Genomic DNA, 24,880 nt, shown 5'->3' on the forward strand with positions numbered 1-24,880 from the left:
ATCGTCAAATAGAATCGATATTAACGCCCTGCTTTCAGCTTTTGGAAATACTCTTCATACAGAATATTGGTATTCCCCACATCGCTTTGCCATTCCCCTTTTTTCAATACCTCTTCTGATGGGTATAGAGATGGGTCATTCGCAATCTCAGCGGGTAATAATTTTTTCGCTTCTAAGTTTGGTGTCGGGTAACCGATAGACTCCGCCACTTGCGCCGCAATTTCTGGGCGTAATAAGAAATCAATAAGCTTGTGCGCCCCTTCCACGTTCTTCGCATTGGCAGGGATAGCTAAGCTGTCCATCCAGAAAATACCACCCTCTTTTGGCCATACAACTTCAATCGGTAAGCCCGCTTGTCTTGCCACAAATGCCGAGCCGTTCCACAGCATACCGACATCCACTTCGCCTTCAATATACGGGGTTGCAGGGTTGTCTGAGTTAAAGGCCAGAATATTTGGACGCAATTTTTGCAGTTCGTTATAGGCTTCTTCAATCTGCTTTGGATCCGTGGTGTTACCAGAATAACCCAGCTTTGTTAGCGCCACTTGGAACACTTCTCGGGCATCATCCATCATCAGTAAGCTGTTTTTGTATTCCGGCTTCCAAAAATCTGCCCATGAAGTGACGGACTTAGGATCAACCGCGTCACCATTAATTCCAATCCCTGTTGCGCCCCAAATATAAGGCACTGAATAGTCGTTATTAGGGTCGAATTCTTTATGGATAAGGTTTGGATCGAGGTTTTTAAAGTTAGGCAGTTTTGTCTTATCAATCTTTTGCAGCATGCCCTCTTTGCTCATTTTGTCGATAAAATAAGTCGATGGCACCACTAAATCGTAAGCCCCTTCTTTATAGGTTTTCAATTTAGTGTACATGCTTTCATTGGATTCATAGGTGGAGTAAATCACCTTGATCCCAGTCTCTTTAGTAAATTGCTCTAATAAACCGGGGGGAACATATTCTGTCCAGTTATAGAAATACAGTACGTTTTTGTTATCGTCAGCGGCAGTTGCCGTGCCAATGCTTGCAGCCATTAAACCTGCGGCTAGCAGATAGGACCATTTTTTCATCACTGATTTTCCCTCAACAAAGTGCTTTTTATCTATCTTCATAGGCCCAGTTAAAGCCTACCCTCTCGCCTGATGGCATGGAAAGATGGGGTGCCCAAATGACACCCACCAAGTACAACTTAACGTTTTGATGACTTCGCGACGGCATTTTTACCGTGTTTATCGCGCATAACCCACTGGCTTAAGCAGACCAAAACCAGCGACATCAGCAACAAGACCGTTGCCAGTGCATTCACTTCTGGGGAGACCCCTACTTTTACCATTGAGTAGATTTTCAATGGTAAAATTTCATAGCTTGGTCCCGTCACAAAGGAAGAAACCACCACATCATCCATTGATAAGGTAAAACTCAGCAGCCACCCTGCGACAATCGCAGGCAGCGCTAATGGCAGAATGATTTTCCGTAAAATGGTAAATTCCCCCGCCCCGAGATCCCGCGCCGCTTCCAACATTTTCACATCAAAATCTTTCAGTCTCGCGTAGACTGTCACCACCACAAAAGGCAGGCAGAAGGTGATATGTGAAAATAACAGCGACCAGAAACCTAATGAGACGCCAAGGATCATAAACAGGACTAGCAATGAAATCGCCATGACAATATCGGGGGACATCATCACCACAAACAGCATTCCACCGACAAATGGCTTGCCTCTAAAGCGATAACGAAAGAGAGCAACGGCGGTTAATGTGCCGATAATTGTCGCAAACGTCGCTGAAAGTACCGCCATGGTCAATGAATGCCCTGCAGCTTCAAGCAGGCTGTCATTATTGCTCAGTAACTCATACCATTTGGTCGAAAAACCTTGCCACTGAATACCAAAACGCGATTCATTGAATGAGTTCACAATCAAGATAATGATTGGAATATAAAGATACGCGTAGATGGTGGTCATAAAACCACCACGCAAAATACGTCCTATCATTCTTCATACGCCTTTTTATTCAAAAGCTTAGCAGCTCGGTAGTACACATACAGCAGCAGCCCCATCATCACCGTGAGGAAAATACTGGTTGCAGCCCCAAACGGCCAATCGCGAATATTCAAGAACTGGCTCTTAATGACGTTACCAATCAGCAGGTTTTTCGCCCCGCCCATTAAATCCGCCACGTAGAACAGCCCCATTGCTGGCAGCAACACTAATAAGCAGCCCGCAATAATTCCCGGCATGGTCAGTGGAATAATAATCTTCACAAAAGTTTGGCATTTATTGGCGCCCAAGTCCCGCGCCGCTTCTAAGTAGGATTTATCCAGCTTTTCAATACTGGAATAGAGCGGCATCACCATAAATGGCAATAAGATATAGATTAAGCCCAATACCACCGCTTCTGGGGTATACATCAATTTCAGCGGCTTATCAATAATGCCAATCCACAGCAAAAAGTCATTCAAATACCCTTTGGTACTTAAGAACACTTTTAAGCCATAAATACGGATCAATGAGTTGGTCCAAAATGGCACAATCAGCAGAAATAGCATCAGCGGTTGGATGCGCTTAGGCAACTTCGCCAAAATAAATGCAAAGGGGTAGCCGATCACAAGGCAGAAGAAAGTGGCGATTAACGCCATATTCAACGAATGCAGCATCACTTGGGCATACATCGGGTCTGACAGACGGATGTAGTTGTCCCAAGTAAACACCAGATCCACCAGATTCGTATCACTGCGCGTGAAGAAACTGGTACCAATGATCATTAAGTTTGGCAGAAAGACGAAGAGTAACAGCCAAGCGACGACGCCCGTGATAATCACATTCTGCAAGATTTTATGCTTACGAATGATCATCCAGAACTACCTCCCAGCTTTCAACCCAAGTCACAGCAACTTTTTGGTTAAGGGAGTGGTCGACATCAGGGTCATCTTCGTTAAAGAACTCGCTGACCATAATAATTTTGCCATCTTCCATCTCAACCACTGAGTCTAACGTCATACCTTTATAGTTACGTTCTCGCACGTAACCAATCAGCCCTGGGTGATTATCGGCGTCATTGACTTCTTCAACGCGTAAATCTTCAGGGCGCAATAAGACGTTTAAATGCTGACCTTCTGTGACCGGTAAATCGGTGAAAATATCACATTCATGCCCTTCAACGTTGGCACGAATACGTTGTTCATCAATACGATGTAGCACTTTTGCATCAAAAATATTGATTTCACCGATAAATTGAGCAACAAACAGGTTTTTCGGCTCTTCGTAAATTTCACGCGGCGTTCCATCTTGCTCAATTTTCCCGTCACGCATCACAATGATACGGTCAGACATGGCCAGTGCTTCTTCTTGGTCATGAGTCACAAAAATAAACGTAATCCCTAGCTTGCGCTGTAAGGCTTTCAGCTCATTTTGCATCTGTTTACGCAGCTTATAATCCAGCGCAGATAAAGACTCATCCAATAACAGAACCTTGGGACGATTGACAACCGCACGCGCAATTGCCACGCGTTGTTGTTGACCACCCGAAAGCTGGTTCGGCATACGCTCTGCAAAATCCGCCAATTGCACCATGTGCAAGGCTTGCTCCACCCGTTTTTGAATGTCCGCTTTGGGTGTTTTTTGCATGCGCAAACCAAATGCCACATTTTCAAATACGGTCATGTGTGGGAATAATGCATAGCTTTGGAAAACAGTATTCACGAAACGTTGTTCCGCAGGAATATCTGTAATGTCCTGACCATCAAGAATAATTTGACCGTCATCCACATCTTCTAATCCAGCAATCAGACGTAAAACCGTCGTTTTACCGCAACCAGAAGGCCCTAAAATGGTGAGAAACTCTCCATTTCGGATAGTGAGGTCAAGCTCAGAAATAATTTGTTTGCCATCAAAACCTTTATTTAAAGATTTTAATTCGACGAGTGGTGTGAGAGAAGTTGTCTCAGTCATTTATAATACACTCTATCCCTAGGAATAATGCAGATAGAACCGCCACCGTTAAAGACTGTTAAGCCCCCAGGAGAACCCCAGCAAAGCCCAAAACCAGTAGCGCCATTTTTAATAAAACAATAAGGCCAGCATAATAAACACTGTTAATGAAAATTGAAAGCCATTTTCAACACTTTGTTTGCCTTTCACTATGAATTTAAAACAAATAAAAGTGATTTATGATAAAAATAAGTGACATAGCCATATTTTTCATAGCTTTGTGCTTATCTATCATTTTTCATTATAGAACCAGAAATAAAAGAAACATTAAAAGAACATTAAATTCAATATGTTAAATAAAAAATCAAACTAAACTATCGATTAAGATAACTTGCTCAAGTAATAATAAAAACCCATTTTCCTTTTATTTTCACTCTGTCTTTTATTTATTATCTCCAGAATGCTAACCAACCATAAATGATTAATTAATCCGCTAACCTATTAGAGTATTTATGGAAAAATTGAATGCATAAAATCTAAATTAACTGCCCCTCGATAACATGAATAACAAATAGTTAAACCCAATACCCATAATTAATTTATGTGATTAGCTTCATACTTTGAATTTGAATATTAGTTTCTTGGCAAAGTTTAACCAAAGTCATATTTTCTTTTACATCCCTTTGAATATAATGGGTAATTATTCTAATTACATTCAGACTATTATCCCTATAAACGATTATCCCGCCTGACAAAACAAGCGGCATTTAGAACAAAAAGCCTATAAATAATTTATTTCTTATATTTTCCGCTAAAATTAATATGTGAGTGAGCAAAATGGCTAATAAAGAGTTTTTTTACCAAGAACCTTATCCGTTATCTGAGGATAAAACCGAATATTACCAAGTCTCTGATAAATATGTTTCTGTAGAGCAATTTGCTGGGAAGCAAATGCTAAAAATTGAGCCAGAGGCTTTAACCTTTCTTGCTGAACATGCAATTTATGAATCCCAGTTCTTTTTAAGACCAGCCCACCAAAAACAAGTCGCCGCGATTTTGCACGATCCAGAGGCCAGTGAAAACGACAAGTATGTCGCACTGCAATTACTGCGTAACGCCGAGATTTCTGCAAAAGGTGTTCTGCCAAACTGTCAGGATACGGGAACCGTTGCCGTCGTCGGGAAAAAGGGCCAACAAGTTTGGACTGGCTGTGATGACGAAGAATACCTCTCTCGAGGCATTTATAACGTTTTCCAACACGAAAACCTGCGTTTTTCGCAAAATGCCCCGCTGGATATGTTCAATGAAGTCAATACTGGCACCAACTTGCCCGCGCAATTTGATATTTTTGCCACCACAGGTGATGAATACCATTTCTTGTTTGTTAACAAAGGCGGCGGCTCTGCAAATAAATCCGCCCTTTATCAAGAAACTAAAGCAACGCTGACCCCAGCTAAGTTGAAAAACTTCTTAGTTGAGAAAATGAGAAACTTAGGGACAACTGCTTGCCCACCGTATCATATCGCATTCGTTATCGGCGGTACTTCTGCGGAAACCACGCTGAAAACAGCCAAACTGGCTTCGGCAAAATACTATGATAACCTGCCAACGACAGGTAATGAGTATGGCCGAGCGTTCCGAGATATTGAGCTAGAAAATGAGTTATTAGAAGCGTCACGCCATCTCGGCTTTGGTGCGCAATTTGGCGGTAAATACTTTGCCCATGATGTGCGTGTTATTCGCTTGCCTCGCCATGGAGCTTCTTGCCCGATCGGTTTAGCTATCTCTTGCTCTGCCGACCGCAATATCAAAGCGAAAATCACCAAAGACGGCCTGTGGCTGGAGAAAATGGAGCATAACCCAGCGCAATATATCCCTGAATCGATGCGACATCAGGCAGAAGGAACCGTCGTTCATATCGACCTCAACCGCCCAATGAAAGATATTTTGGCCGAGTTGAGTAAACACCCTGTATCGACCCGTGTATCCCTCAGTGGTCCACTGATCATCGCTCGCGATATCGCCCATACCAAGCTCAAAGAGCGCTTAGATAATGGTGAAGAGCTACCACAGTACTTTAAAGATCATATGGTCTATTACGCAGGCCCTGCGAAAAAACCTGAAGATATGGTATCGGGTTCTTTGGGCCCAACAACGGGTAACCGTATGGATCCATATGTTGATCTGTTCCAATCTCATGGCGGAAGCATGTTAATGCTGGCAAAAGGTAACCGTACCCAAGCCGTGACTGACGCCTGTAAAAAACATGGCGGTTTTTACCTTGGTAGCATTGGCGGCTCCGCGGCGATTTTGGCGCAAGAATTCGTGAAAAGCTTAAATTGCCTCGAATACCCAGAGTTAGGTATGGAAGCGGTCTGGAAAATGGAAGTGGAAGGGTTGCCAGCCTTTATTCTGGTGGATGATAAAGGCAATAACTTCTTTGATATTGTGCAGAATGACACCTGCAAGAAATGCGTTAAATAAATAGAAAAACAGGGTGAGCCATTTTTATTTGACTCACCCTGATTTATTTATCTACCGCTATGTTCAGTTTTCTATTTATCAACTTTTTATTTATCAACAACAACGTTCTTATTCACTACATCCTGCTCGCTATTGCCGACCATCAACGCAAATTTGCTAATCGGGTCAGTACTGTAGGCATACAGGCGTTTTAATGCGTATGGATTATCACCGAGCTTCACTTTTCCTTGGATGGTGGACACCGCAATATGTAAGCCCGCTTCTTTTGCCGCATCAATCGCCGTTTGGTTATAAGCGCCAAATGGGTAAGCCAAATAACGCTGGTCTCTTTCGAATTTCGCCAACACTTTCATTGAACGTTTAAAATCCAGCATGATGGTATGCTCTTTACGGCTAAAGATAATCGGGTTATTACGGTTATCTAAGCGATGTAAAAAATGCGTATGAGATTGAATGTTGAAAACATCTTGGCTCTCTTTAATTTCCTGCTTACTCATAAATTGCAGAGAATCCGGATCCCATTTTTGTGGCTGAGTTTTGATACGCGAAGAGATGACAAACAGCGTCGCCTGTTGCTGGTTATCTCTTAAAATAGGCAATGCATAGCGATAAACGGATTTTAGCCCGTCATCAAACGTGAGTACCACAGCACGCCCTGGTAAATTCGCACTCTTATTTAAATAACCTTCCACATCTTCGAGTGATAATGTTTGATACCCCATCTCTTTGAGGTAATTCATTTGCTCACGAAAAGCATCAACCGAGGTTGTCGTCGAAGTATGACGAAAGTTTTTATTTTCACCGTCTTCGAGAATATGGTGATAAGTAAAAATAGGAATGCCTTTATCAATCGCCACATCATCTAAGCGAACATAGCCCAGACGATCCCCGAGGCGAATGGTTAACCATGAAGTTTTGTCCCCATCTTCATCCGTTTTGATCATCCGAGCCAACACTGGATAGCGTAAATTTTCCCATAAAGAGGCGATTTGCCGCGAATCTTCATCAGTTGCACTGAATACAGGCGTTTTTTGGCTTGTAATCAAATAGTCATAGACTGGGTTTTTAAGATCATTTAAACGGTCATCTTCGGGGATATTTCGAGGCTTCTTTTTGGATATCTGAGTGCTTTTAACATAAGCGAAATCATTACCAAACTGTAAGGCATTATAGTCACCATTTGGACTATAGGCGTAAAAACCATTGTCTGGATTGATCTCTCCAACAATACGCATTTGACCGCCTACAATAGCAAAGATGTTTTCTGGTGCTTTTGTCTGAATCAATTTAGGAGGTACATCCACCAGCTCCCAATTATCAAGATTGATCGCTTTTGAACCACTGATAATTAAATTATTATTTTTTATATCCGCAGCATGTGAAACAGAAAAAAGATTAACGAAAAAGGTCAAAAATAGAAAAAGTACTCGATTAGACATGTCCTTTCCACTCAGTATCACCAATACACCGCGCCAGTTTAAACCGACTTACAATTTAACCCTATACCCTGATAAAAATATTTTTGCATGGCAAAGCCACGATAATATTTCCGTGGCTGTTGTTATAGATAATTTGTTATAGATAATTTGTTATAGGTAATTTGTTATGGATAATTGTGTATGGCATTCAATGGATACTGAGCGAGTTAAAACCTTTCAATTAAATGAAAAATAAATTTATCAACTTATTAACAACAAAATGAATAGTCTTAAAATAGCGTATTTAAAAAGAAATAAACTCTACTTTTGTCCGTAATACGCATTTTTCCCATGTTTACGTAAATAATGTTTATCCAGCAATTCTTGCTGCATATCGTCAATTTGTGGCGTCAACTGGCGCGTGAATAAATTCATATACGCAATCTCTTCCAGCACTACTGCATTGTGTACCGCATTATGAGCGTCTTTACCCCAAGCGAAAGGGCCGTGGCTATGAACTAATACCGCAGGAATATCCTTTGCAGAAATTCCGAGCTGCTTAAATGTCTCAATAATCACATGCCCAGTTTCTCTCTCATATTCACCGGCAATCTCACCTTCTGTCATTTTACGGGTACAAGGTATTTCACCATAAAAATAGTCGGCATGTGTGGTGCCTAATGCGCTTAGCGGTAAGCCAGCTTGTGCCCAAATGGTGGCATGGCGCGAATGGGTATGTACGATACCCCCAATCTCGGGAAAGGCTTGATATAACGCTAAGTGGGTGTCAGTGTCTGAAGAAGGCTTATATTTTCCTTCGACGACTTCACCGGTGGTTAATGAAACGACCACCATGTCATCCGCTTTCATGGTTTCATAATCCACCCCGGAAGGTTTAATCACCATCAAACCGGCGTCTCGGTCTACTCCACTTACGTTACCCCACGTAAACGTCACTAGCTTATGTTTTGGTAATTCAAGATTCGCCTCAAATACTTGCTGTTTTAATGTTTCCAGCATGATGACCTCCCTAGGTGTAAAAAGATGGCGTGAATACGAAATGAAAATAGCGAGTCATATCAACGACAAGGCTCTCTTTTATTCTCTATTTACTGTCGATGAATAGACGTTGTTCTGATTATTAAGGTAAACAGATTTAGCTGAATAAAAAAGCCTGACACTTTACAAACCATTAACAAATCAACATAAATCGGATGCATTCGGTCATAATCAGTCAAAATAAAACAAAAATAACGCCGATAAATATGCCCGAATATGATTAAGTTGATTAATGATACGTCTGTTTTCTGACTATATACCGCCATATTTAGTGATCTAATTAACGATAAAAATGAAAACATAAATATATATTTCATATAAACGTGACGAATAACTCTATAAATAGCTTTGTTTGTTTCTATCCGTTATTACATGAGTCGAGTCACGACAAAAAAAATCCATCACTGGCAGACTATTTATCGTGGAAAGAATGTTTATCGTGGACATAATATTTATCGCGGACAAAGTAGATTCGTGGACGGAATAGGAGTTTTAAGATGCTACAAGCTGAACGCCACAGATTAATTTGCTCCCATGTTTCTCAACATGGCTCAGCGTTAGTGCGCGATTTAGCCCAGCTTTGTCACGTTTCTCAAGAAACTATTCGCCGAGATTTAACGGTATTAGAACGTGAAAAACGTTTAATCCGCAGCTTTGGCGGTGCGGTTGCCACTGAGCACGATGAAAACCCAGTACTGAATGTGATGCCCTCTTCGGTCAAACTCAGTCAAATGGTGGATGGTGCAGAATCCTTTCGTAAAAGAACGGAAGAGAACCCAGATGCAAAAATGAAAATCGCCAAAGCGGCGTTGAAATTTATTCAGCCGGGTGACTGCATCATGATGGATAACAGCAGCACATGCTGGTTTCTGGCGAGACAAATACCCGATATCGATATTACGGTGGTCACCAACTCCGTCAAAATCATTCAAGCATTAGCATGCCGAGATCGCGTTCGCGTCATTGGCATTGGTGGAGAATATTCAGAACGCCATGATGATTTTCATGGTCCCATTTCTGAAAGTATCATCCGTAGCTTTCAAATTAAAACGTTATTTTTATCATGCCAAGGATTCAATATTGAAACTGGCGTTCGAGATGGCAGTGAAGTTAATGCCAAATTAAAAAATATTATGATTCAGGTGTCTGAGAATTGTGTGTTATTAGCGGATAATAATAAATTAGACCAATATGCTTTTAGCCAAGTTTGTACCTTAAATGATATTAACGTGTTAATTACCAATAAACTTAATGATAAAAATTTCAAACAAGTATTTCCAAAGTTAAACATTATTGAATGTGATAAATAGTATTCAGTGTGATAAAGAGTATTTATATCGATGATAGTCGCAGCGTAACTAAGTGAGTAAATTAAGCAATTTGTTTTTATTTTAAATAACCGAATTACACCAGGCAGCAAAGAAACCTATTAATTAAATTAACGATTAATAGAAATTAATTATATCTATCCGATTAAACAAAACATTAACCCTATGTTGATGAGTATGGCTATATCTGCACATCATCTCTGAGGAATATAACGATGAATATGAAAAAATTAGTTTTACCTTGCTTAATGGGCGCCGCACTGTTTTCCAACATGGCGATGGCTGAATCACAGAAAGCACAAAAACCATTTACCATGGGTGTCGTGGTGAAAGTGGGGGGGATTCCTTGGTTTAACGTCATGGAGCAAGGGATCACCGAAGAAGGTAAAAAACTCGGCGTTAATGCATTCCAAGTGGGTCCAACCACCGCGGATCCTGCGGAACAAGTTCGTGCAATTGAAGATTTAATCGCGAAAAAAGTCGATGTTATCGGTGTCGTTCCTAATGATGCAAAAGTCCTTGAGCCAGTATTAAAACGCGCCCAAGAAGCGGGCATCAAAGTGATTACTCACGAATCCCCAGATCAAAAAAATGCGGATTGGGATTTCGAATTACTGGATACCCAAAGCATGGGTGCTAACCATATGAAAGATATGGCTGCATGTATGGGTGAAGAAGGTAAATACGCCATGTTCGTGGGCAGTCTGACTGTACCTTTAGTCAACGAATGGGCTGATGCGGCAATCGCTTACCAAAAAGCACACTATCCGAAAATGCAAATGGTCGATGACCGCTTTGGTGTCGCCGAATCCGTTGATGATTCTATGCGTACTGCAAACGACCTCCTGTCAAAACATAAAGACCTGAAAGGCATCATGTCGTTTGGTTCTCAAGGGCCTATCGGTGCGGGTCGCGCTATCGATAAACGCCGTAAAAACGCAGAAACCTGTGTCTTCGGGACATTCACGCCGGGTCAAGGCATTAAATTGTTAGAAAAAGGCGCGATTGATGGCGGCTATATCTCTAACCCGAAAGTGGCTGGTCAAGTTTTCGTACAAGTCGCGACGGCAATGATGAATGGCGAAGAGATCAAAACTGGCGTTAGCATCGGTGATATGGGTGAGATCAAAGTGAGTGGCAACACCATCCTCAGCGATAATCCAGTTAACCTGAATATTGAAAACACCAAAAAGCTGGTTGAAGTCGGTCTGTAAGTTCGCACTACATAATAAAAATACGACAACAGTATTATTTTGTTCCACATAGTTTAAGTGACAGCAGCACCCTATTTACGTCTGATAGCGGTGTTTGTTGTCACTCTGAATCTGACGACACAGTCAACACCAGGACTCCACTATGACAGCCGAAAAAAACTCCCCATTGATTACGTTACGGGATCTTTCCAAAAGCTTTGGTGGTCATCGTGCATTACGCAATATCGACTTGACGCTAAACAAAGGTGAAGTTCACTGTTTAGCGGGCACCAATGGCTGCGGAAAAAGTACGTTAATTAAAACCATTAGCGGCGTTTATGCTCCCGATGAAGGCAGCGAAATTGAAATAGATGGCAAACGATACTCTCGCCTAACCCCAGACAAAGCGCGAGAGCTAGGCGTTCAAGTTATCTACCAAGACTTATCCTTATTTCCTAACTTAACCGTGGCGGAAAACATCGCCTTTGAACTGAATTTAAATGGTTATTTCGGTTGGTTTCAGAAAGGAAAAGTGAGGGAAAAAGCGTTACAAATTCTCAAGGAACTTGAGTTCACCATTGACCCTGATACCCCCGTGCAATTTTTGCCAATCGCCCAGCGCCAGCAAGTTGCCATTTGCCGCGCACTGGTAGCAGATGCGCGCTTAGTGATCATGGATGAGCCAACGGCCTCGTTAACGCGCACCGAAGTTAATCAGCTACTTTCTACCGTGAATTACTTGAAAAACAAAGGGATAACCGTTGTTTTTGTTAGCCATCGATTAGAGGAAGTAAAAGAGATTTCTGACCGTATTACCGTTATTCGTGATGGTCAGAAAATGGGCACATGGCCAGCAGAAGACCTGACCACGCGCAAAATCACCGAGCTGATGACAGGGCTTGATATTGTTCATGAGCGCAAATTACCCAATAACGCAGAAGAAACTCACACAGTCTTAGAGCTGAAAAATCTTAGCCGTGCTGGGCAATACCAGAATATTTCCCTGTCGTTAAAGCGCGGTGAAGTACTGGGTCTTTGCGGATTATTAGGTTCTGGTCGTACCGAGCTTGCCCTTTCTCTGTTTGGGATCACCCGTCCTGACAGCGGAGAAATGATCGTCGAAGACAAGCCGATTATCTTCAAAAACAATGCCCAAGCCATCAAACATGGGATTGGCTATGTCTCTGAAGACCGCCTGACTCTGGGGGCTATTTTGCAGCAATCCATCGCCGACAATATGGTGATTTCGATTTTAGATCGCCTGAAAACCCCACTGCATCTGATTGATGAGCAGAAATGCCAGCAAATCGTCCAAGAGTGGATCGCGGATTTGGATATTAAAGTGACCGACCCAAATAATGCCCTCTCCACCTTATCGGGGGGAAATCAGCAAAAAGTGGTGCTCGCCAAGTGGATCTTGACACGCCCTAAAGTGCTGATCCTTGATGCTCCTACCGTGGGGGTCGATATCGGTGCTAAAGACAGTATTTACAAGCTGATCCATCGCCTTTCTGGTGTTGGGATCGCCATTCTATTGATCACCGATGAAGCCTCTGAAGCTTTCTACAACTGCGATCGCATTTTACATATGAAGCAAGGATCTATCGTCAAAGAAATTGTGACGGATTCCATGACTGAGCAACAATTGGAGGAAATCATCAATGGCTAATTGGCAAAAACTTCGTCCGCAGTCTGTTGAAGGCTGGCTTATTTGGGTGATCCTCATCATGGTGGTGTTTTTCACCTTCATGAGCCCACAATTTCTCACTATTCAAAACTTGCTCGACTTAAGCGAAAGCTATGCGGTCACTGGTATTTTTGCACTGGGGTTATTCGTGGTACTCGTCACGGGTGGTATTGATATCTCTTTCGCCGCCGTTGCCTCAGTTGTCCAATATGTGATTGCCACTTTCTTACTGCAAGGATTACTCGAAAGCCCGACCCTCAGTATCGCCCTTGCGATTGTCATCGGGATCACCTTTGGGTTGATCAACGCGATTTTAATTTACTCCCTTAATGTGGTGTCGATCATCATCACCATTAGTATGCAATCTTTGCTGTTCGGCATGCTGATGTGGCTAACCAACGGACACAGTATCTACGACTTACCGGATTGGTGGGTGGATCCTGTCACCATCCTGCCTTTTGAAGTGGATGGTGAATATTACCAAATTGGTTTGCCATTGATCGTGATGTTAGGGATCGCGTTTTTAACGTGGATCTTAATGAACAAAACCCACATTGGTCGCCAACTGTATGCGGTGGGCGGCAGCCAAGAATCGGCTTCACGTATTGGTATTCGTGTTTGGGTTATCTACCTGTTCGCTTACGGCTATCTCGGTGCCATGGCGGCAATCGGCGGTATGTTGCAGACCTATCGAATGAGTGAAGTGGTGCCTAGCGCTCTAGTTGGTGGTGAGCTCGATGTTCTCGCGGCTGCAGTCTTAGGTGGTGCCAGCTTATCCGGTGGGCGCGGTAGCGTTATCGGCACACTGATGGGCGTTTTCCTTATCGGTATTTTGAAAAACGGTCTGAACTTAATCGGGGTTTCCAACTACTTCGTCAATATCGTCATCGGTATGGTCATTCTTATCGCGATTTGTATTACTCACTACAAAAAGCGTAAAGAAACGGACGTAGGCTTTGTTTAACAGGAATATCACCATGAAAAAACAAGATTTTTTTAAAATTGATGGCTCTGTTATCGGACTGCTTTCAATCTTTTTGGTCGCCATTGCGGCTTTCAGTATCGCCATGCCAGGGCACTTTTTTACCCAAAATACCTTTTTAAGTATTACGTTTCAGTTACCGGAGCTGGGTCTTCTGACCTTCGCCATGTTTGTTCCGATGTTAAGTGGCGGATTAAACCTCGCCATCATCAGTACCGCTAACTTAACCGGCCTATTTATGGCTTGGGTATTTATCAATTACTTACCTGTTGATGCCGGAACGGGCACGCAGCTAATGTGGTTGGTCTTTGCGTTAATCGGTGCCACTGTTATCGCCGTTATTATTGGCTGCTTAACGGGGCTGATGATTTCCCATATTGGTGCTCACCCGATTCTAGTTACCCTCGGTTCCATGACCATTATCAGCGGTATTGGCGTTTACCTCACCAAAGGCGCCGCGCTCAGTGGGATGCCGCCAGTGGTTCGCGCCATTGGCTCTGACACCGTTTTCGGTATGCCAATTGCCATGATTATCTTTATTGTGACCGCAATTATTTTGGCACTGTTTTTAGGTCGCACCCGCCTTGGCAAAAATATCTATATGAGCGGCAGCAACATCAATGCGACATGGTTTAGCGGCGTGCGTACCGACCGTGTGATGATCGCGATTTACACCATTTCCAGTCTGCTGTGTGTGTTGGCAGGGCTGATCATGATGGCGCGTTTTAACTCAGCACGCATGGGATACGGGGATTCTTACTTACTACTGACCATTTTAGCCATCGTATTGGGAGGCACAAACCCATTCGGCGGTGTCGGTAAAGTCAGCCGCGTCTTCTGCGCCTTGCTGGTTCTGCAAGTCATCGCAACTGGACTTAGCTTGTTGGGCGTCAGTCTCCACTTCAACCTCGCGGTTTGGGGAATTACGTTGATCCTTGCTCTGGCCTTCAAATTCTTTAAAGAAAAGTGGAGCGCTAAGCGTGCAATGACACGCAATCAACGCCTCAATAAAGCATCCGTACAAAATTAACTTACAGGGAATTAAAGATGACTATTTCACGAAAAAACCCGATTGGTATCTATGAAAAAGCCCTTCCAAAGCACAGTAGCTGGAGCGAAAAATTAGCTATTGCAAAGGCGGCGGGATTTGATTTTGTCGAGATGTCGGTTGATGAAACGGACGAGCGTTTAGCCCGTTTAGATTGGAGTTTGGAACAACGCTTAGAGTTAGTAACTGCCATCCAAAAAACCCAGGTACGCATTCCAACGATGTGCCTATCAGGTCACCGCCGTTTTCCATTTGGTAGCCATGATGAAGATACCCGTCAAAAAGCCCGTGAACTCATGACAAAAGCCATCAAATTGGCTCAAGATCTGGGTATTCGTACCATTCAATTGGCTGGCTATGATGTATATTACGAAGAGCAAGATGAAGGCACCATTGCCCGCTTTGAAGAAGGCATGAAATGGGTGGCAGAAATTGCCGCGGCTTCTCAAGTGATGTGCGCCGTCGAAATCATGGATACGCCATTTATGAATTCGATCACTAAATGGCAAGCGCTTGCCGATAAAATTCGCTCACCGTGGTTCCAAGTTTATCCTGATGTCGGTAACTTAACCGCTTGGGGTAGTGATGTGGCTGCCGAGTTAACCAAAGGCATCGAAAATATTGTTGCCCTGCATCTGAAAGATACCTACGCCGTAACAGACAGTTGCAAAGGTCAATTCCGTGATGTGCCATTTGGCGAAGGTTGTGTGGATTTCGTGGCACTATTCAAGCAGCTTAAGCAGCTAAATTATCGCGGTACTTTCTTAATTGAAATGTGGACAGAAAAAGCCGATGAACCGCTGATTGAAATCATCAAGGCTCGCCATTGGATTGAAGATAAAATGCAGCAAGCGGGTTGGGAAAACTAAGGAGCCGACAATGAGCACATTTTTCATGGGTGTCGACCTTGGGGGCACCGTGATCAAAGCTGGGATCTACAGCCCTGATGGCCAAGAGCTAGTGGTTGCTGAGCACCCTTTTCCCACTGAAAGCCCGCAAGCTGGGTTTAGCGAACGTAATATGGAAACCCTGTGGCAAGTCACCTGCAGCGTGATCCGTGAAGCCATCGCCAAAAGCCAGCTGTCTGCATCACAAATCGCGGGGGTCAGCTTTTCCTCTCACGGCAAAGGGCTATATTTACTGGATAAACACGGAAAACCTGTCAGAAACGGCATTGTTTCTTCGGATTCCCGCGCACAAGCGATTGTCACCCAATGGCACCAAAATGGTACCGCAGAACAAGCCTATCCCCTGAGCTTGCAGCAACTTTGGGCATCCCACCCCGTTGCCCTGCTAAATTGGTTAAAACAATATGAGCCAGACAGCTATCGCGATGGTCGCTATGTTTTGATGGTTCACGACTATATTCGTTATCGATTAACTGACCAGCTCACTTGCGAAGAGACCAATATTTCTGGCAGCCAACTCTATAACCCAACCACGTCCAGCTATGATCCTAAACTCTGTGAATTGTTTGGTATTGAAGAGGCTAACGACAAACTCGCCCCCGTGATTAACTCCGCACAGTCAGCGGGCTGCGTCACGACTCATGCCGCAAAAGAGTGCGGTCTTAAAGAAGGTACGCCAGTATTTGGCGGGTTCTTCGATGTGGTGGGAGCAGCGTTATCATCGGGGGTCAGCCAAAAAGATAAGCTCAGTGCCGTCGCTGGAACCTGGACTATCTCCACGCGTGTTTTTGATAAAATCATGCCTGCTGATTACCCTTATGTGTGGGGAAAATACTGTATTCCGGGCACCTATTTTGTTCATGAAGGCAGCCCAACCTCAGCCAGTAACCTCGCTTGGTTCACACGACACTTTTTCGACCAACGCTTGCAAAATTACAAAGTACTCAATGCTTATGTTGCCGAAGGGGCAACACGGCAAAACGATATTCTATTTTTCCCTTGGTTATATGGTTCTAACTACCACAGTAACCTGCATGGCGGGCTACTCGGGTTAAGCTCCCATCATACTGAAGGGGATATTGCCTACGCCATTTATCAGGGAATTGTATTTTCTCATTTGCTGCATCAAGACCGTATTGTGGGCATTGATGACTGCACTCAAGCTATTCGCTTTACCGGTGGCCCAACCAATTCAGCGTTGTGGATGCAGATGTTCTGTGATGCCAGTAATTTGCCTCTTGAAGTGGTAGATGTTCAGCAGTCAGGCTGCCAAGCCGCTGCGCTGTGCGCCGCAGTCGGCTCTGGGTATTATTCCGGATTTGATACCGCGATTGCATCCAGCACACCAAAAATCACTGCGTATCAGCCAAACCAAGCGGCTCACTTACAGTTACGGGATAAGTTTGCCCGCTTTAAAGCGGTAGCAGATGCATTGAGCCAATAACGTCAAAAATACCTCCTAAAATTCGTCACATTACGATGGAAGGCGGTATTTTTACCTACCATCCCCCCTCTAATGACACGTCCTCTTATATATATTTTTTCGTGACTCAAAATTTCATTTACTAATTTAACATTTCATTAACCATCCCTTTTTAGTTTAAAAACCAATCAAATGTTAAATACTAAAATAAATGAAATTTTTCCAAATTAATTAATTTGAACAAATTATCAGCAAGATAAAAAAATAAATTTGCTCTTAATGTGAAAAATGAAAATGCAAAAAATCAGCATAAATAAAAGCATTACATTTAGTGATGTTAATAACTGTATTTAAATATGAGCCATTAACAACCGAATACTCTCAAGAAGGGTGTGGGATTTATTTAGATTAAGGGATGGAAGCAAAAAAATCATCAAATAAATAATTAACTTATTATGTTAAGAAAATCACAGTAAAAATAAAAGATCATATTTTTCACATTGATACAAATAAAAAACCGCATAGAACAGAAAATAATCATCTATAACACCCTCAGTAAATATACGGTACGACTAAACGGAAATTAATTGAATGCAAATCCATCAAGTGATTATAAAATAGCTAAAAATTTAACTTAATCTTTATTTTTTTAAGATAAAAAACGAAATCAAACTTAATCTAAATTCAGCATAATCAACTGATATTAATTATTTAGCCTTCCCTCAATTTAACCACTAAAATATTTACCTTATCTGAAATTTAGATATTTACACCTGTACACTTTTTCTGACATTAACAATTAAAATTATCAATTTCTGCTATTGATAAAATAATCCAAATTGCGACAAACCCCCAACAACACTGACCAGATCAAATAACCCGCTCAAACTTTTCACTCAATTTTATTAACAAATACTTTCGATACTTAACAATTTCAAAATATATGATAAGATCATCATCTCAATTTGAAATTATTTACTATATAAAAAACAAGATTGTTATTGAGGTTATAGATGAAAATCTCGAGAAGAAAACTATTATTAGGGGTTGGTGCTGCTGGTGTTATTGCTGGGGGCGCTGCTGTTGTCCCTATGATCCGCAGAGAAGGTCGTTTTGAAGCGACGCCATCACGCGTACCTGCAGTCGCGGGTACCGAAGGTAAATTACCCGCATCTGCTGATGCGGTCGTTATCGGTGCTGGTCTGCAAGGCATCATGACTGCGATTAACCTGAAAGAGCGCGGCTTAAACGTTGTTATCTGTGAAAAAGGCGTTGTTGGCGGCGAGCAATCTGGTCGCGCATACAGCCAGATCATCAGCTATAAAACCTCCCCAGCTATTTTCCCATTACACCACTACGGAAAAATTCAATGGCTCGGCATGAACGAAAAAATCGGTGCTGATACTAGCTACCGCGTTCAAGGCCGTGTTGAAGTTCCTTCAAGCGAAGAAGATCTGGAAGTTGCAAGAGCGTGGATCAAATCTGCGTCTGAAAACCCAGGTTTCGATACCCCGCTGAGAACCCGTATGATCGAAGGTCAAGAACTGGCTAATCGTCTGGTGGATGCTCAAACTCCATGGAAAATTGGTGGTTTTGAAGAGGATTCTGGTAGCCTTGACCCAGAAACTGTTACCCCAGCAATGGCTAACTACGCAAAATCAATTGGTATTCCAATCTACCTGAATTGCGCAGTTCGTGGTTTAGAAACCGCTGGCGGTAAAATTTCTGACGTTGTGACTGAAAAAGGTGCAATCAAAACCTCTCAAGTCGTTCTGACGGGTGGTATTTGGTCACGTCTGTTCATGGGTAACTTAGGTGTTGATGTCCCTACTCTGAACGTTTACCTGTCTCAACAGCGTATTACTGGCGTTCCAGGCGCACCAAAAGGTAACGTTCACCTGCCAAACGGTATCCACTTCCGTGAACAAGCCGACGGTACTTACGCGGTTGCACCACGTATCTTCACCAGCTCTATCGTGAAAGACAGCTTCCTGTTAGGACCACGCTTCCTGCACGTATTAGGTGGCGGTGAATTACCATTAGAATTCTCTATCGGTAAAGACCTGTTCAACTCATTCACTATGGCAACTTCTTGGAACTTAGACGAGAAAACGCCATTCGAAGAGTTCCGTACAGCAACTAACACACCAAACAACGACCACTTAGATGGTGTTCTTGAGCGTCTGAGAAAAGAATTCCCAGTATTTAAAGAATCTAAAGTTGTTGAACGTTGGGGCGGTACCGTTTCTCCAACTGATGACGAGATTCCAATTATTTCTAAAGTTGAACAGTACCCAGGTCTGGTTATCAATACCGCGACTGGTTGGGGTATGACTGAAAGCCCGGCGGCTGGTCGATTAACTGCTGAATTGTTAATGGACGAGAAGACATTTATCGATCCAACGCCTTATAAACTGTCTCGTTTTAACTAATTAAAGCGAAACACAATTAGATGGAACCTATCGAGCACCTTACGGTCTTAATAGGTTCCTACTTTCATATATAAAGGAGTTATTATGCGCTACAAAACTTTACTGCTTTCCTTACCTTTAGTTTTAGGTGTAGCAACTGCAAACGCAGCAGACGATGTGAAACGTGTTCCAGTTAAAGGTTTCCCAATCGCTGAATCAGTAGAAATCAGCGCGAACAACAGCCTCATCTTCCTGAGCGGGAAAGTTCCTTCTAAAATCTCTAAAGATGCTCCAGAAGGCGTTTTAGAGTCTTACGGTAACACTGAAGTACAAACAATCAACGTTCTGAAACAAATTCAAGCGACTCTGGGTGAAATGGGTCTGACTATGAATGACGTTGTTAAAATGCAAGTTTTCTTAGTTGGTGGTGATGAAACTAAAGGCACTATGGACTTCGCTGGCTTCATGGCTGGCTACAACAAGTTCTATGAAACTGAAAAAGTGACCAATCTGCCAGCTCGTTCTACCTTCCAAGTCGCTAAACTGGCTAACCCAGCTTGGAGAGTGGAAATTGAAGTAACAGCAGTTCGCCCAGCAGCTAAAAAATAATTTTTAACTGACAACGAACGCCTAAAACGGCCGACTATTTATTTCCGCTTTGGCTTGGAAGTAAACATTAGCGGCCGTTTTGTTTTCCTGCTATTTGCCGCCCTTCTCTTTTATTGCCATCCACATTACTATTGTTCTTCCTTGATAAATACTTGCATTGTATTCACCTCATATTTGAATACGCTGAAACACCGGTAGGAAGGCTATGATTAAAGAATCTCTCAAGATCCACGGTAAAAAGCAGTTTGAAATCAAACAGCAAGTCTTTTTTCCTCGGAAATCAAAAGAGATCCGCTACCAAGTTGAAACCTTCTTTTTTCTTCCTGCATCGATGCAAGTTAACCCGGATCTCTACACCCCTTCAAATCTTCAGCGCAGCTTGAAAAACTATATTCGGCTGCGAGCGCCTACTGTGCAGCTCGCTTCTATTCCTGCAGAAGGTGGGCTAGTCGATGAATTAAAAAGTTGGTTGGAACGGCTAGATCCTGAATTACCACCAACATTAGATGAATATGAAAACCATCTAAAACGTTTTGCACTCACCTTTAAGCGCAGCGTGCGGCTAACCCTGAAGATGGTCGCCCAAAACGCTCAACGGCAAACTGAAGAGTATATAACAGGGATGTTGGCAGACATTGAGCATGGGCTCAAACGCTATCGAGAACTCAGCGCCTATGCTGCCCCTATTGAGAGCGTGATTCAATCCAACGCTTTCGCCTATTGCGATGAGTTTATGTCCCATTACACCCTGTTTTACTTACAGGATTTATTAAAAGACAAACAGCTTCCTCTGCGCGATGAAATTCGCCATCTGTGGTATCAAGAAATGCGTTACTTGAAAAAGCTAGCACCAGATAGCTTTCCACATGATGAAAACGATGCGGAAATGGTCACTTACCGCCGCAATTTGCTGAAAAAATATATTAATCGCTACCTCTACTTAGAGATCCGCCACAAACGAGGTCTACCGTTACTTTTGCACTCCATTTATGGGATTGCAGCTGCAATTTCGATGATTTTCGCCACATTTATCGCCTTTATGTGGCAAGGTAAATACGGTGCGCTCAGCGCCAATTTATTCTTAGCGATGGTGATTGGTTATATCTTTAAAGATCGTTTAAAAGAGATTGGACGAGAACAGCTATACCGTCTGTTTCAACGCTGGATCCCCGACCGCCAATTGCGTATTTATCGGGAAGGGGTCAAAGAGCCGGTTGGGGTTTGTAAGGAATCATTCCGCTTTCTGAAAGAAAGCACCCTATCCCCTGATATTCATGAAATGCGACAAAAATCCCACTGGGTAAATTTGGTCAATGTACAGCGCGTGGAAGATATTCTGTATTATCGCAAGGATGTCACCTTGCACAGCCATTCTGCGGCCTTTATGCAGACTCAATCGTCTATTGTGGATATTACGCGGATTAATATTTCAGACTTTTTGAAATATCTCGATATTAGCTATGAAGAGTTGATGGTTAATGATGATGAACCCGTCATCATCGGCGAAAAGGTTTATCATATTTACCTTTGCCGCCGCGTCATCATGAATAAGAAAGCCTACAATGAATTAGCGCGTTTAGTGGTAAATGCAGATGGCATCAAACGCTTGGAAATTCTTCAGCCACTTGATGAATTAGACAGCGACGAAGATATTACTATTCCGCCACAATAAAACACCGCTCCAATATCGCCTATTGGAGCGGATATCACTAGTAATACAGTGCAATACGTTGTCCATCCAGCTCTTTAACTTCAAGCGGCGTATCGAAAATTTCCTCTAAAATCTCGGACTTCATGATCTCTTGAGGCTCGCCGTGGTAAGACAAACGTCCATTTCTCAGCGCCACAATATAGTCTGAATACACAGAAGCAAAGTTAATATCGTGGATCACCAGAATGATGGTTTTACCCAGCTCATCCGCCGCACGGCGCAGTAATTTCATCATGATCACCGCGTGCTTCATGTCCAAGTTATTCAATGGTTCATCCAGCAGCACATATTCGGTATCTTGGCACAGCACCATCGCCACATACGCGCGCTGGCGCTGGCCACCTGAAAGCTCATCAAGATAACGATGACGAAATTCAGTTAAGTTCAAAAATGCCAGAGACTCATCGATTTTCTGTTTGTCATCCAGTGTTAAGCGCCCTTTGGTATAAGGATAACGCCCGAAACCAACCAGCTCTTCCACCGTTAAGCGGCTAGCAAATTGGTTTTCTTGGCGAAGTACCGATAAGCAGGTAGCGAGTTGGTCGCTTGGTGTGGTCGAGACATCCAAGTTATTCACTTTGACATAACCGTGATCAGCCGATAGTAAGCGACCAATAATCGACAACAGCGTTGATTTCCCTGCACCATTTGGACCGATGATTGAAGTGACACCGCTATTTTTAATATTGGCTGTAACGTTATCTAAGACCTTAGTATCTTGATAACTTTTCGATATCTGATGAATTTCAATCATACTAAAACCTTCTTAACACCATATAAATAAAGAATATTCCACCGACAAACTCGAGTACTACAGACAAGGTACCCGCTTTATTCAATCCATATTCAAGAACTAACTGTCCGCCCACTAATGCAATCACACCGAGTAGGAAAGAAACAGGCAATAAATAGCGATGCTGGCTGCTTCCTGCGATGTAGTAAGCCAAGTTAGCCACCATCAAGCCGAGGAACGTTAGCGGGCCCACCAGCGCCGTGGAAATTGCCACTAAGACAGAAATCAGTAATAAGATGACGGTGACTTGCTGACGGTAGTTAATCCCTAAGTTCACCGCATTGGCTTGTCCCAGTGCGAGCACATCAAAGCAGTAACGCATACGCCAAAGCAGAATGCCCACAATCACGGTGATCACCAACGTGAATAGAATCAGCTCCGGCGTTCCTTTGGTAAAAGTCGCGAACATCCGACTTTGCAAGATGGAAAACTCATTCGGATCCATTAATCTTTGCAGCAAGGTCGCCACACTGCGAAACAGTGTTCCGAGGATAATTCCCACCATCAACACTAAGTTGATATTCATTTTGACGGAGATAAACAGCCAGCGGTACAGCAGTACGGAAAAAATCACCAGCAGGGAAGATTCCAATAAAAACTTACCAATATTCAACAGCCATGATGCGGGAAAACTATCGGTATAAAACACAAAGATAGTTTGCAGCAAGATGAACAATGCCTCTAACCCCATAATGGATGGCGTCAGAATTTTGTTATTGGCGATAGTTTGAAACAGAACCGTCGACACCCCAGAGCCAAACGCCACAATGATCATTGTCAGAACGATATAACCACGATGGGGCAGGATATACGCAAGATTACTGCCCAAATTAATGGTCATGTATAAAATGATCGACAGCACTGACAGCCCAGCCAATAAACCGATGCGCTGGATTGGCGTGAACGTTCTTTTCACTGGCAAACTTAATGAATTAACTTTTTCCATAACGCTGATGCTTTAACAAGAGATAAAGGAAAATAACCGCGCCGACGACACCTAAAATTACACTCGCAGGAATTTCAAACGGATAACGAATTAAGCGACCAATAATGTCACACAGCAGCACTAAGCCGCCGCCTGCCAAACAGATCCACGGGATAGTTTTACGAATATTATCCCCCATCACCAAGCTAATCAGGTTCGGGACAATCAACCCTAAGAATGGCAACGCGCCGACAACGACCACGACCACACCGCTGATTAAGGCGATAATAGATAACCCGATGGTCATCACTTTCTGGTAATTCAAACCGACGTTAACGGAGAACTCACGCCCCATACCCGCCACTGTAAAACTATCGGCAATTAAACAGGCTGCCAGTGTTAAACCACCGACTAACCAAAGCAGCTCATAGCGACCTTGTAAAATACTGGAGAAATCGCCACTCATCCAAGCACTGAGGGATTGAAGCAGGTCAAAATAGTAGGCGGTAAAAATGGTGAGTGCGCTGATCACGGCCCCAAGCATAATGCCGACTAACGGCACGATGAGCGCGGATTTCAAAATAATCCGGCGTAAAATCAGCATAAACAGTGCGGTGCCTAGCAGTGCAAATCCGCTCGCCACCACCATTTTGGTCATAATAGAAGCGGTTGGATACAGGATCATCACGAACAGTAAACCAAGGCTGGCAGATTGCGTGGTACCCGCAAGGGAAGGTTCGATAAAACGGTTTTGGGTGAGTAGCTGCATAATCAGCCCCGCGACGCTCATGGCGCTTCCTGCAAGGATCAGGGCGGCAGTGCGAGGGATACGGCTCACGAAAAAGATATCTTGCATCTCGGGATCGGTGAAAAGCGAAACGGGTGACACGTCACCCGCTCCAATAAACAAGCTTAATACCGCTAATACCAATAACGCGATGATACCAAAAGAGAGATAAAGCGTTTTCATTGA

20 protein-coding genes are annotated in these 24,880 nt (G+C 43.1%); 11 read left to right on the forward strand and 9 right to left on the reverse strand.

Annotated elements, in window-relative coordinates:
* Nucleotides 1-20 precede the first annotated feature (20 nt).
* From potD to potA, 4 genes are all read right to left on the reverse strand, one after another.
* Nucleotides 21-1,070 (reverse strand): spermidine/putrescine ABC transporter substrate-binding protein PotD, encoded by a 1,050-nt coding sequence (gene potD, locus PR799_RS15505; protein WP_154627858.1) that lies wholly within the window; start codon nucleotides 1,068-1,070, stop codon nucleotides 21-23.
* A gap of 119 nt (nucleotides 1,071-1,189) precedes the next feature.
* On the reverse strand, nucleotides 1,190-1,993 hold the full coding sequence (gene potC, locus PR799_RS15510) for a spermidine/putrescine ABC transporter permease PotC (protein WP_036949236.1): 804 nt from the start codon (nucleotides 1,991-1,993) through the stop codon (nucleotides 1,190-1,192).
* Nucleotides 1,990-2,853, reverse strand: a complete 864-nt coding sequence (gene potB / locus PR799_RS15515) for a spermidine/putrescine ABC transporter permease PotB (protein WP_036949234.1) — start codon at nucleotides 2,851-2,853, stop codon at nucleotides 1,990-1,992. Before potB ends, potC begins: the two co-directional genes overlap by 4 nt.
* A complete protein-coding gene (gene potA, locus PR799_RS15520) occupies nucleotides 2,840-3,949 on the reverse strand; it encodes a spermidine/putrescine ABC transporter ATP-binding protein PotA (RefSeq protein WP_272522670.1) in 1,110 nt (369 codons plus the stop codon). The genes potB and potA overlap by 14 nt, the downstream gene beginning before the upstream one ends.
* Before the next feature lie 816 nt (nucleotides 3,950-4,765).
* Between potA and PR799_RS15525 the strand changes: the two genes are divergently transcribed.
* On the forward strand, nucleotides 4,766-6,412 hold the full coding sequence (locus PR799_RS15525) for a fumarate hydratase (RefSeq protein ID WP_154627861.1): 1,647 nt from the start codon (nucleotides 4,766-4,768) through the stop codon (nucleotides 6,410-6,412).
* An 86-nt stretch (nucleotides 6,413-6,498) separates the two neighbouring features.
* Here PR799_RS15525 and PR799_RS15530 read toward each other — a convergent pair whose 3' ends face one another.
* Both PR799_RS15530 and araD read right to left on the reverse strand, forming a co-directional pair.
* Nucleotides 6,499-7,851: a polysaccharide deacetylase family protein gene (locus PR799_RS15530; protein WP_272522671.1), complete on the reverse strand. Its 1,353-nt coding sequence runs from the start codon at nucleotides 7,849-7,851 to the stop codon at nucleotides 6,499-6,501.
* A 300-nt stretch (nucleotides 7,852-8,151) separates the two neighbouring features.
* Complete coding sequence (araD, locus tag PR799_RS15535) at nucleotides 8,152-8,850, reverse strand: L-ribulose-5-phosphate 4-epimerase (RefSeq protein ID WP_154627863.1); 699 nt, start codon at nucleotides 8,848-8,850, stop codon at nucleotides 8,152-8,154.
* A 536-nt stretch (nucleotides 8,851-9,386) separates the two neighbouring features.
* On the opposite strand from araD, the gene PR799_RS15540 reads away from it, so the two are divergent.
* The 10 genes from PR799_RS15540 (at nucleotide 9,387) to PR799_RS15585 (ending at nucleotide 22,150) form a co-directional block, all read left to right on the forward strand.
* The gene (locus PR799_RS15540) at nucleotides 9,387-10,199 is read left to right on the forward strand and encodes a DeoR/GlpR family DNA-binding transcription regulator (RefSeq protein WP_154627864.1); all 813 of its coding nucleotides are present in this window, start codon (nucleotides 9,387-9,389) and stop codon (nucleotides 10,197-10,199) included.
* A 239-nt stretch (nucleotides 10,200-10,438) separates the two neighbouring features.
* Complete coding sequence (locus PR799_RS15545; RefSeq protein WP_036949290.1) at nucleotides 10,439-11,431, forward strand: substrate-binding domain-containing protein; 993 nt, start codon at nucleotides 10,439-10,441, stop codon at nucleotides 11,429-11,431.
* 142 nt (nucleotides 11,432-11,573) lie between these two features.
* Nucleotides 11,574-13,079 carry a sugar ABC transporter ATP-binding protein gene (locus PR799_RS15550; protein WP_154603179.1) on the forward strand — a complete coding sequence of 502 codons (1,506 nt, stop codon included), beginning with the start codon at nucleotides 11,574-11,576 and terminating at the stop codon, nucleotides 13,077-13,079.
* Nucleotides 13,072-14,061, forward strand: coding sequence for an ABC transporter permease (locus tag PR799_RS15555; protein ID WP_211886965.1), 990 nt, complete (start codon nucleotides 13,072-13,074; stop codon nucleotides 14,059-14,061). Before PR799_RS15550 ends, PR799_RS15555 begins: the two co-directional genes overlap by 8 nt.
* A gap of 13 nt (nucleotides 14,062-14,074) precedes the next feature.
* A complete protein-coding gene (locus PR799_RS15560) occupies nucleotides 14,075-15,109 on the forward strand; it encodes an ABC transporter permease (RefSeq protein ID WP_036949222.1) in 1,035 nt (344 codons plus the stop codon).
* 17 nt (nucleotides 15,110-15,126) lie between these two features.
* Nucleotides 15,127-15,996, forward strand: coding sequence for an L-ribulose-5-phosphate 3-epimerase (locus tag PR799_RS15565; RefSeq protein WP_154603180.1), 870 nt, complete (start codon nucleotides 15,127-15,129; stop codon nucleotides 15,994-15,996).
* A 10-nt stretch (nucleotides 15,997-16,006) separates the two neighbouring features.
* Nucleotides 16,007-17,479: an FGGY-family carbohydrate kinase gene (locus PR799_RS15570; RefSeq protein WP_272522673.1), complete on the forward strand. Its 1,473-nt coding sequence runs from the start codon at nucleotides 16,007-16,009 to the stop codon at nucleotides 17,477-17,479.
* 992 nt (nucleotides 17,480-18,471) lie between these two features.
* Nucleotides 18,472-19,890 (forward strand): NAD(P)/FAD-dependent oxidoreductase, encoded by a 1,419-nt coding sequence (locus PR799_RS15575; RefSeq protein WP_272522674.1) that lies wholly within the window; start codon nucleotides 18,472-18,474, stop codon nucleotides 19,888-19,890.
* Between the two features lie 84 nt (nucleotides 19,891-19,974).
* On the forward strand, nucleotides 19,975-20,478 hold the full coding sequence (locus PR799_RS15580) for a RidA family protein (protein ID WP_036949217.1): 504 nt from the start codon (nucleotides 19,975-19,977) through the stop codon (nucleotides 20,476-20,478).
* A 205-nt stretch (nucleotides 20,479-20,683) separates the two neighbouring features.
* Nucleotides 20,684-22,150: a hypothetical protein gene (locus PR799_RS15585; RefSeq protein WP_272522676.1), complete on the forward strand. Its 1,467-nt coding sequence runs from the start codon at nucleotides 20,684-20,686 to the stop codon at nucleotides 22,148-22,150.
* A gap of 37 nt (nucleotides 22,151-22,187) precedes the next feature.
* Here PR799_RS15585 and PR799_RS15590 read toward each other — a convergent pair whose 3' ends face one another.
* The 3 genes from PR799_RS15590 to PR799_RS15600 are packed head-to-tail and all read right to left on the reverse strand — an operon-like array spanning nucleotide 22,188 to nucleotide 24,877.
* Nucleotides 22,188-22,943 carry an iron ABC transporter ATP-binding protein gene (locus tag PR799_RS15590; protein ID WP_272522677.1) on the reverse strand — a complete coding sequence of 252 codons (756 nt, stop codon included), beginning with the start codon at nucleotides 22,941-22,943 and terminating at the stop codon, nucleotides 22,188-22,190.
* Between the two features lies 1 nt (nucleotide 22,944).
* Nucleotides 22,945-23,928 carry an iron chelate uptake ABC transporter family permease subunit gene (locus PR799_RS15595; protein ID WP_272522678.1) on the reverse strand — a complete coding sequence of 328 codons (984 nt, stop codon included), beginning with the start codon at nucleotides 23,926-23,928 and terminating at the stop codon, nucleotides 22,945-22,947.
* Nucleotides 23,915-24,877: an ABC transporter permease gene (locus PR799_RS15600; RefSeq protein WP_224059313.1), complete on the reverse strand. Its 963-nt coding sequence runs from the start codon at nucleotides 24,875-24,877 to the stop codon at nucleotides 23,915-23,917. The genes PR799_RS15595 and PR799_RS15600 overlap by 14 nt, the downstream gene beginning before the upstream one ends.
* Nucleotides 24,878-24,880 lie beyond the last annotated feature (3 nt).

Origin of the sequence: Providencia sp. PROV202 (genome assembly GCF_028479565.1) — a bacterium.
GTDB lineage: Bacteria > Pseudomonadota > Gammaproteobacteria > Enterobacterales > Enterobacteriaceae > Providencia > Providencia zhijiangensis.

Excerpts from the sequence above, each read along its gene's own strand:
- potD (WP_154627858.1), bottom strand. The coding sequence starts at position 1,070 with ATGAAAAAATGGTCCTATCTGCTAGCCGCAGGTTTAATGGCTGCAAGC.
- potC (WP_036949236.1), bottom strand. The coding sequence starts at position 1,993 with ATGATAGGACGTATTTTGCGTGGTGGTTTTATGACCACCATCTACGCG.
- potB (WP_036949234.1), bottom strand. The coding sequence starts at position 2,853 with ATGATCATTCGTAAGCATAAAATCTTGCAGAATGTGATTATCACGGGC.
- potA (WP_272522670.1), bottom strand. The coding sequence starts at position 3,949 with ATGACTGAGACAACTTCTCTCACACCACTCGTCGAATTAAAATCTTTA.
- PR799_RS15525 (WP_154627861.1), top strand. The coding sequence starts at position 4,766 with ATGGCTAATAAAGAGTTTTTTTACCAAGAACCTTATCCGTTATCTGAG.
- PR799_RS15530 (WP_272522671.1), bottom strand. The coding sequence starts at position 7,851 with ATGTCTAATCGAGTACTTTTTCTATTTTTGACCTTTTTCGTTAATCTT.
- araD (WP_154627863.1), bottom strand. The coding sequence starts at position 8,850 with ATGCTGGAAACATTAAAACAGCAAGTATTTGAGGCGAATCTTGAATTA.
- PR799_RS15540 (WP_154627864.1), top strand. The coding sequence starts at position 9,387 with ATGCTACAAGCTGAACGCCACAGATTAATTTGCTCCCATGTTTCTCAA.
- PR799_RS15545 (WP_036949290.1), top strand. The coding sequence starts at position 10,439 with ATGAAAAAATTAGTTTTACCTTGCTTAATGGGCGCCGCACTGTTTTCC.
- PR799_RS15550 (WP_154603179.1), top strand. The coding sequence starts at position 11,574 with ATGACAGCCGAAAAAAACTCCCCATTGATTACGTTACGGGATCTTTCC.
- PR799_RS15555 (WP_211886965.1), top strand. The coding sequence starts at position 13,072 with ATGGCTAATTGGCAAAAACTTCGTCCGCAGTCTGTTGAAGGCTGGCTT.
- PR799_RS15560 (WP_036949222.1), top strand. The coding sequence starts at position 14,075 with ATGAAAAAACAAGATTTTTTTAAAATTGATGGCTCTGTTATCGGACTG.
- PR799_RS15565 (WP_154603180.1), top strand. The coding sequence starts at position 15,127 with ATGACTATTTCACGAAAAAACCCGATTGGTATCTATGAAAAAGCCCTT.
- PR799_RS15570 (WP_272522673.1), top strand. The coding sequence starts at position 16,007 with ATGAGCACATTTTTCATGGGTGTCGACCTTGGGGGCACCGTGATCAAA.
- PR799_RS15575 (WP_272522674.1), top strand. The coding sequence starts at position 18,472 with ATGAAAATCTCGAGAAGAAAACTATTATTAGGGGTTGGTGCTGCTGGT.
- PR799_RS15580 (WP_036949217.1), top strand. The coding sequence starts at position 19,975 with ATGCGCTACAAAACTTTACTGCTTTCCTTACCTTTAGTTTTAGGTGTA.
- PR799_RS15585 (WP_272522676.1), top strand. The coding sequence starts at position 20,684 with ATGATTAAAGAATCTCTCAAGATCCACGGTAAAAAGCAGTTTGAAATC.
- PR799_RS15590 (WP_272522677.1), bottom strand. The coding sequence starts at position 22,943 with ATGATTGAAATTCATCAGATATCGAAAAGTTATCAAGATACTAAGGTC.
- PR799_RS15595 (WP_272522678.1), bottom strand. The coding sequence starts at position 23,928 with ATGGAAAAAGTTAATTCATTAAGTTTGCCAGTGAAAAGAACGTTCACG.
- PR799_RS15600 (WP_224059313.1), bottom strand. The coding sequence starts at position 24,877 with ATGAAAACGCTTTATCTCTCTTTTGGTATCATCGCGTTATTGGTATTA.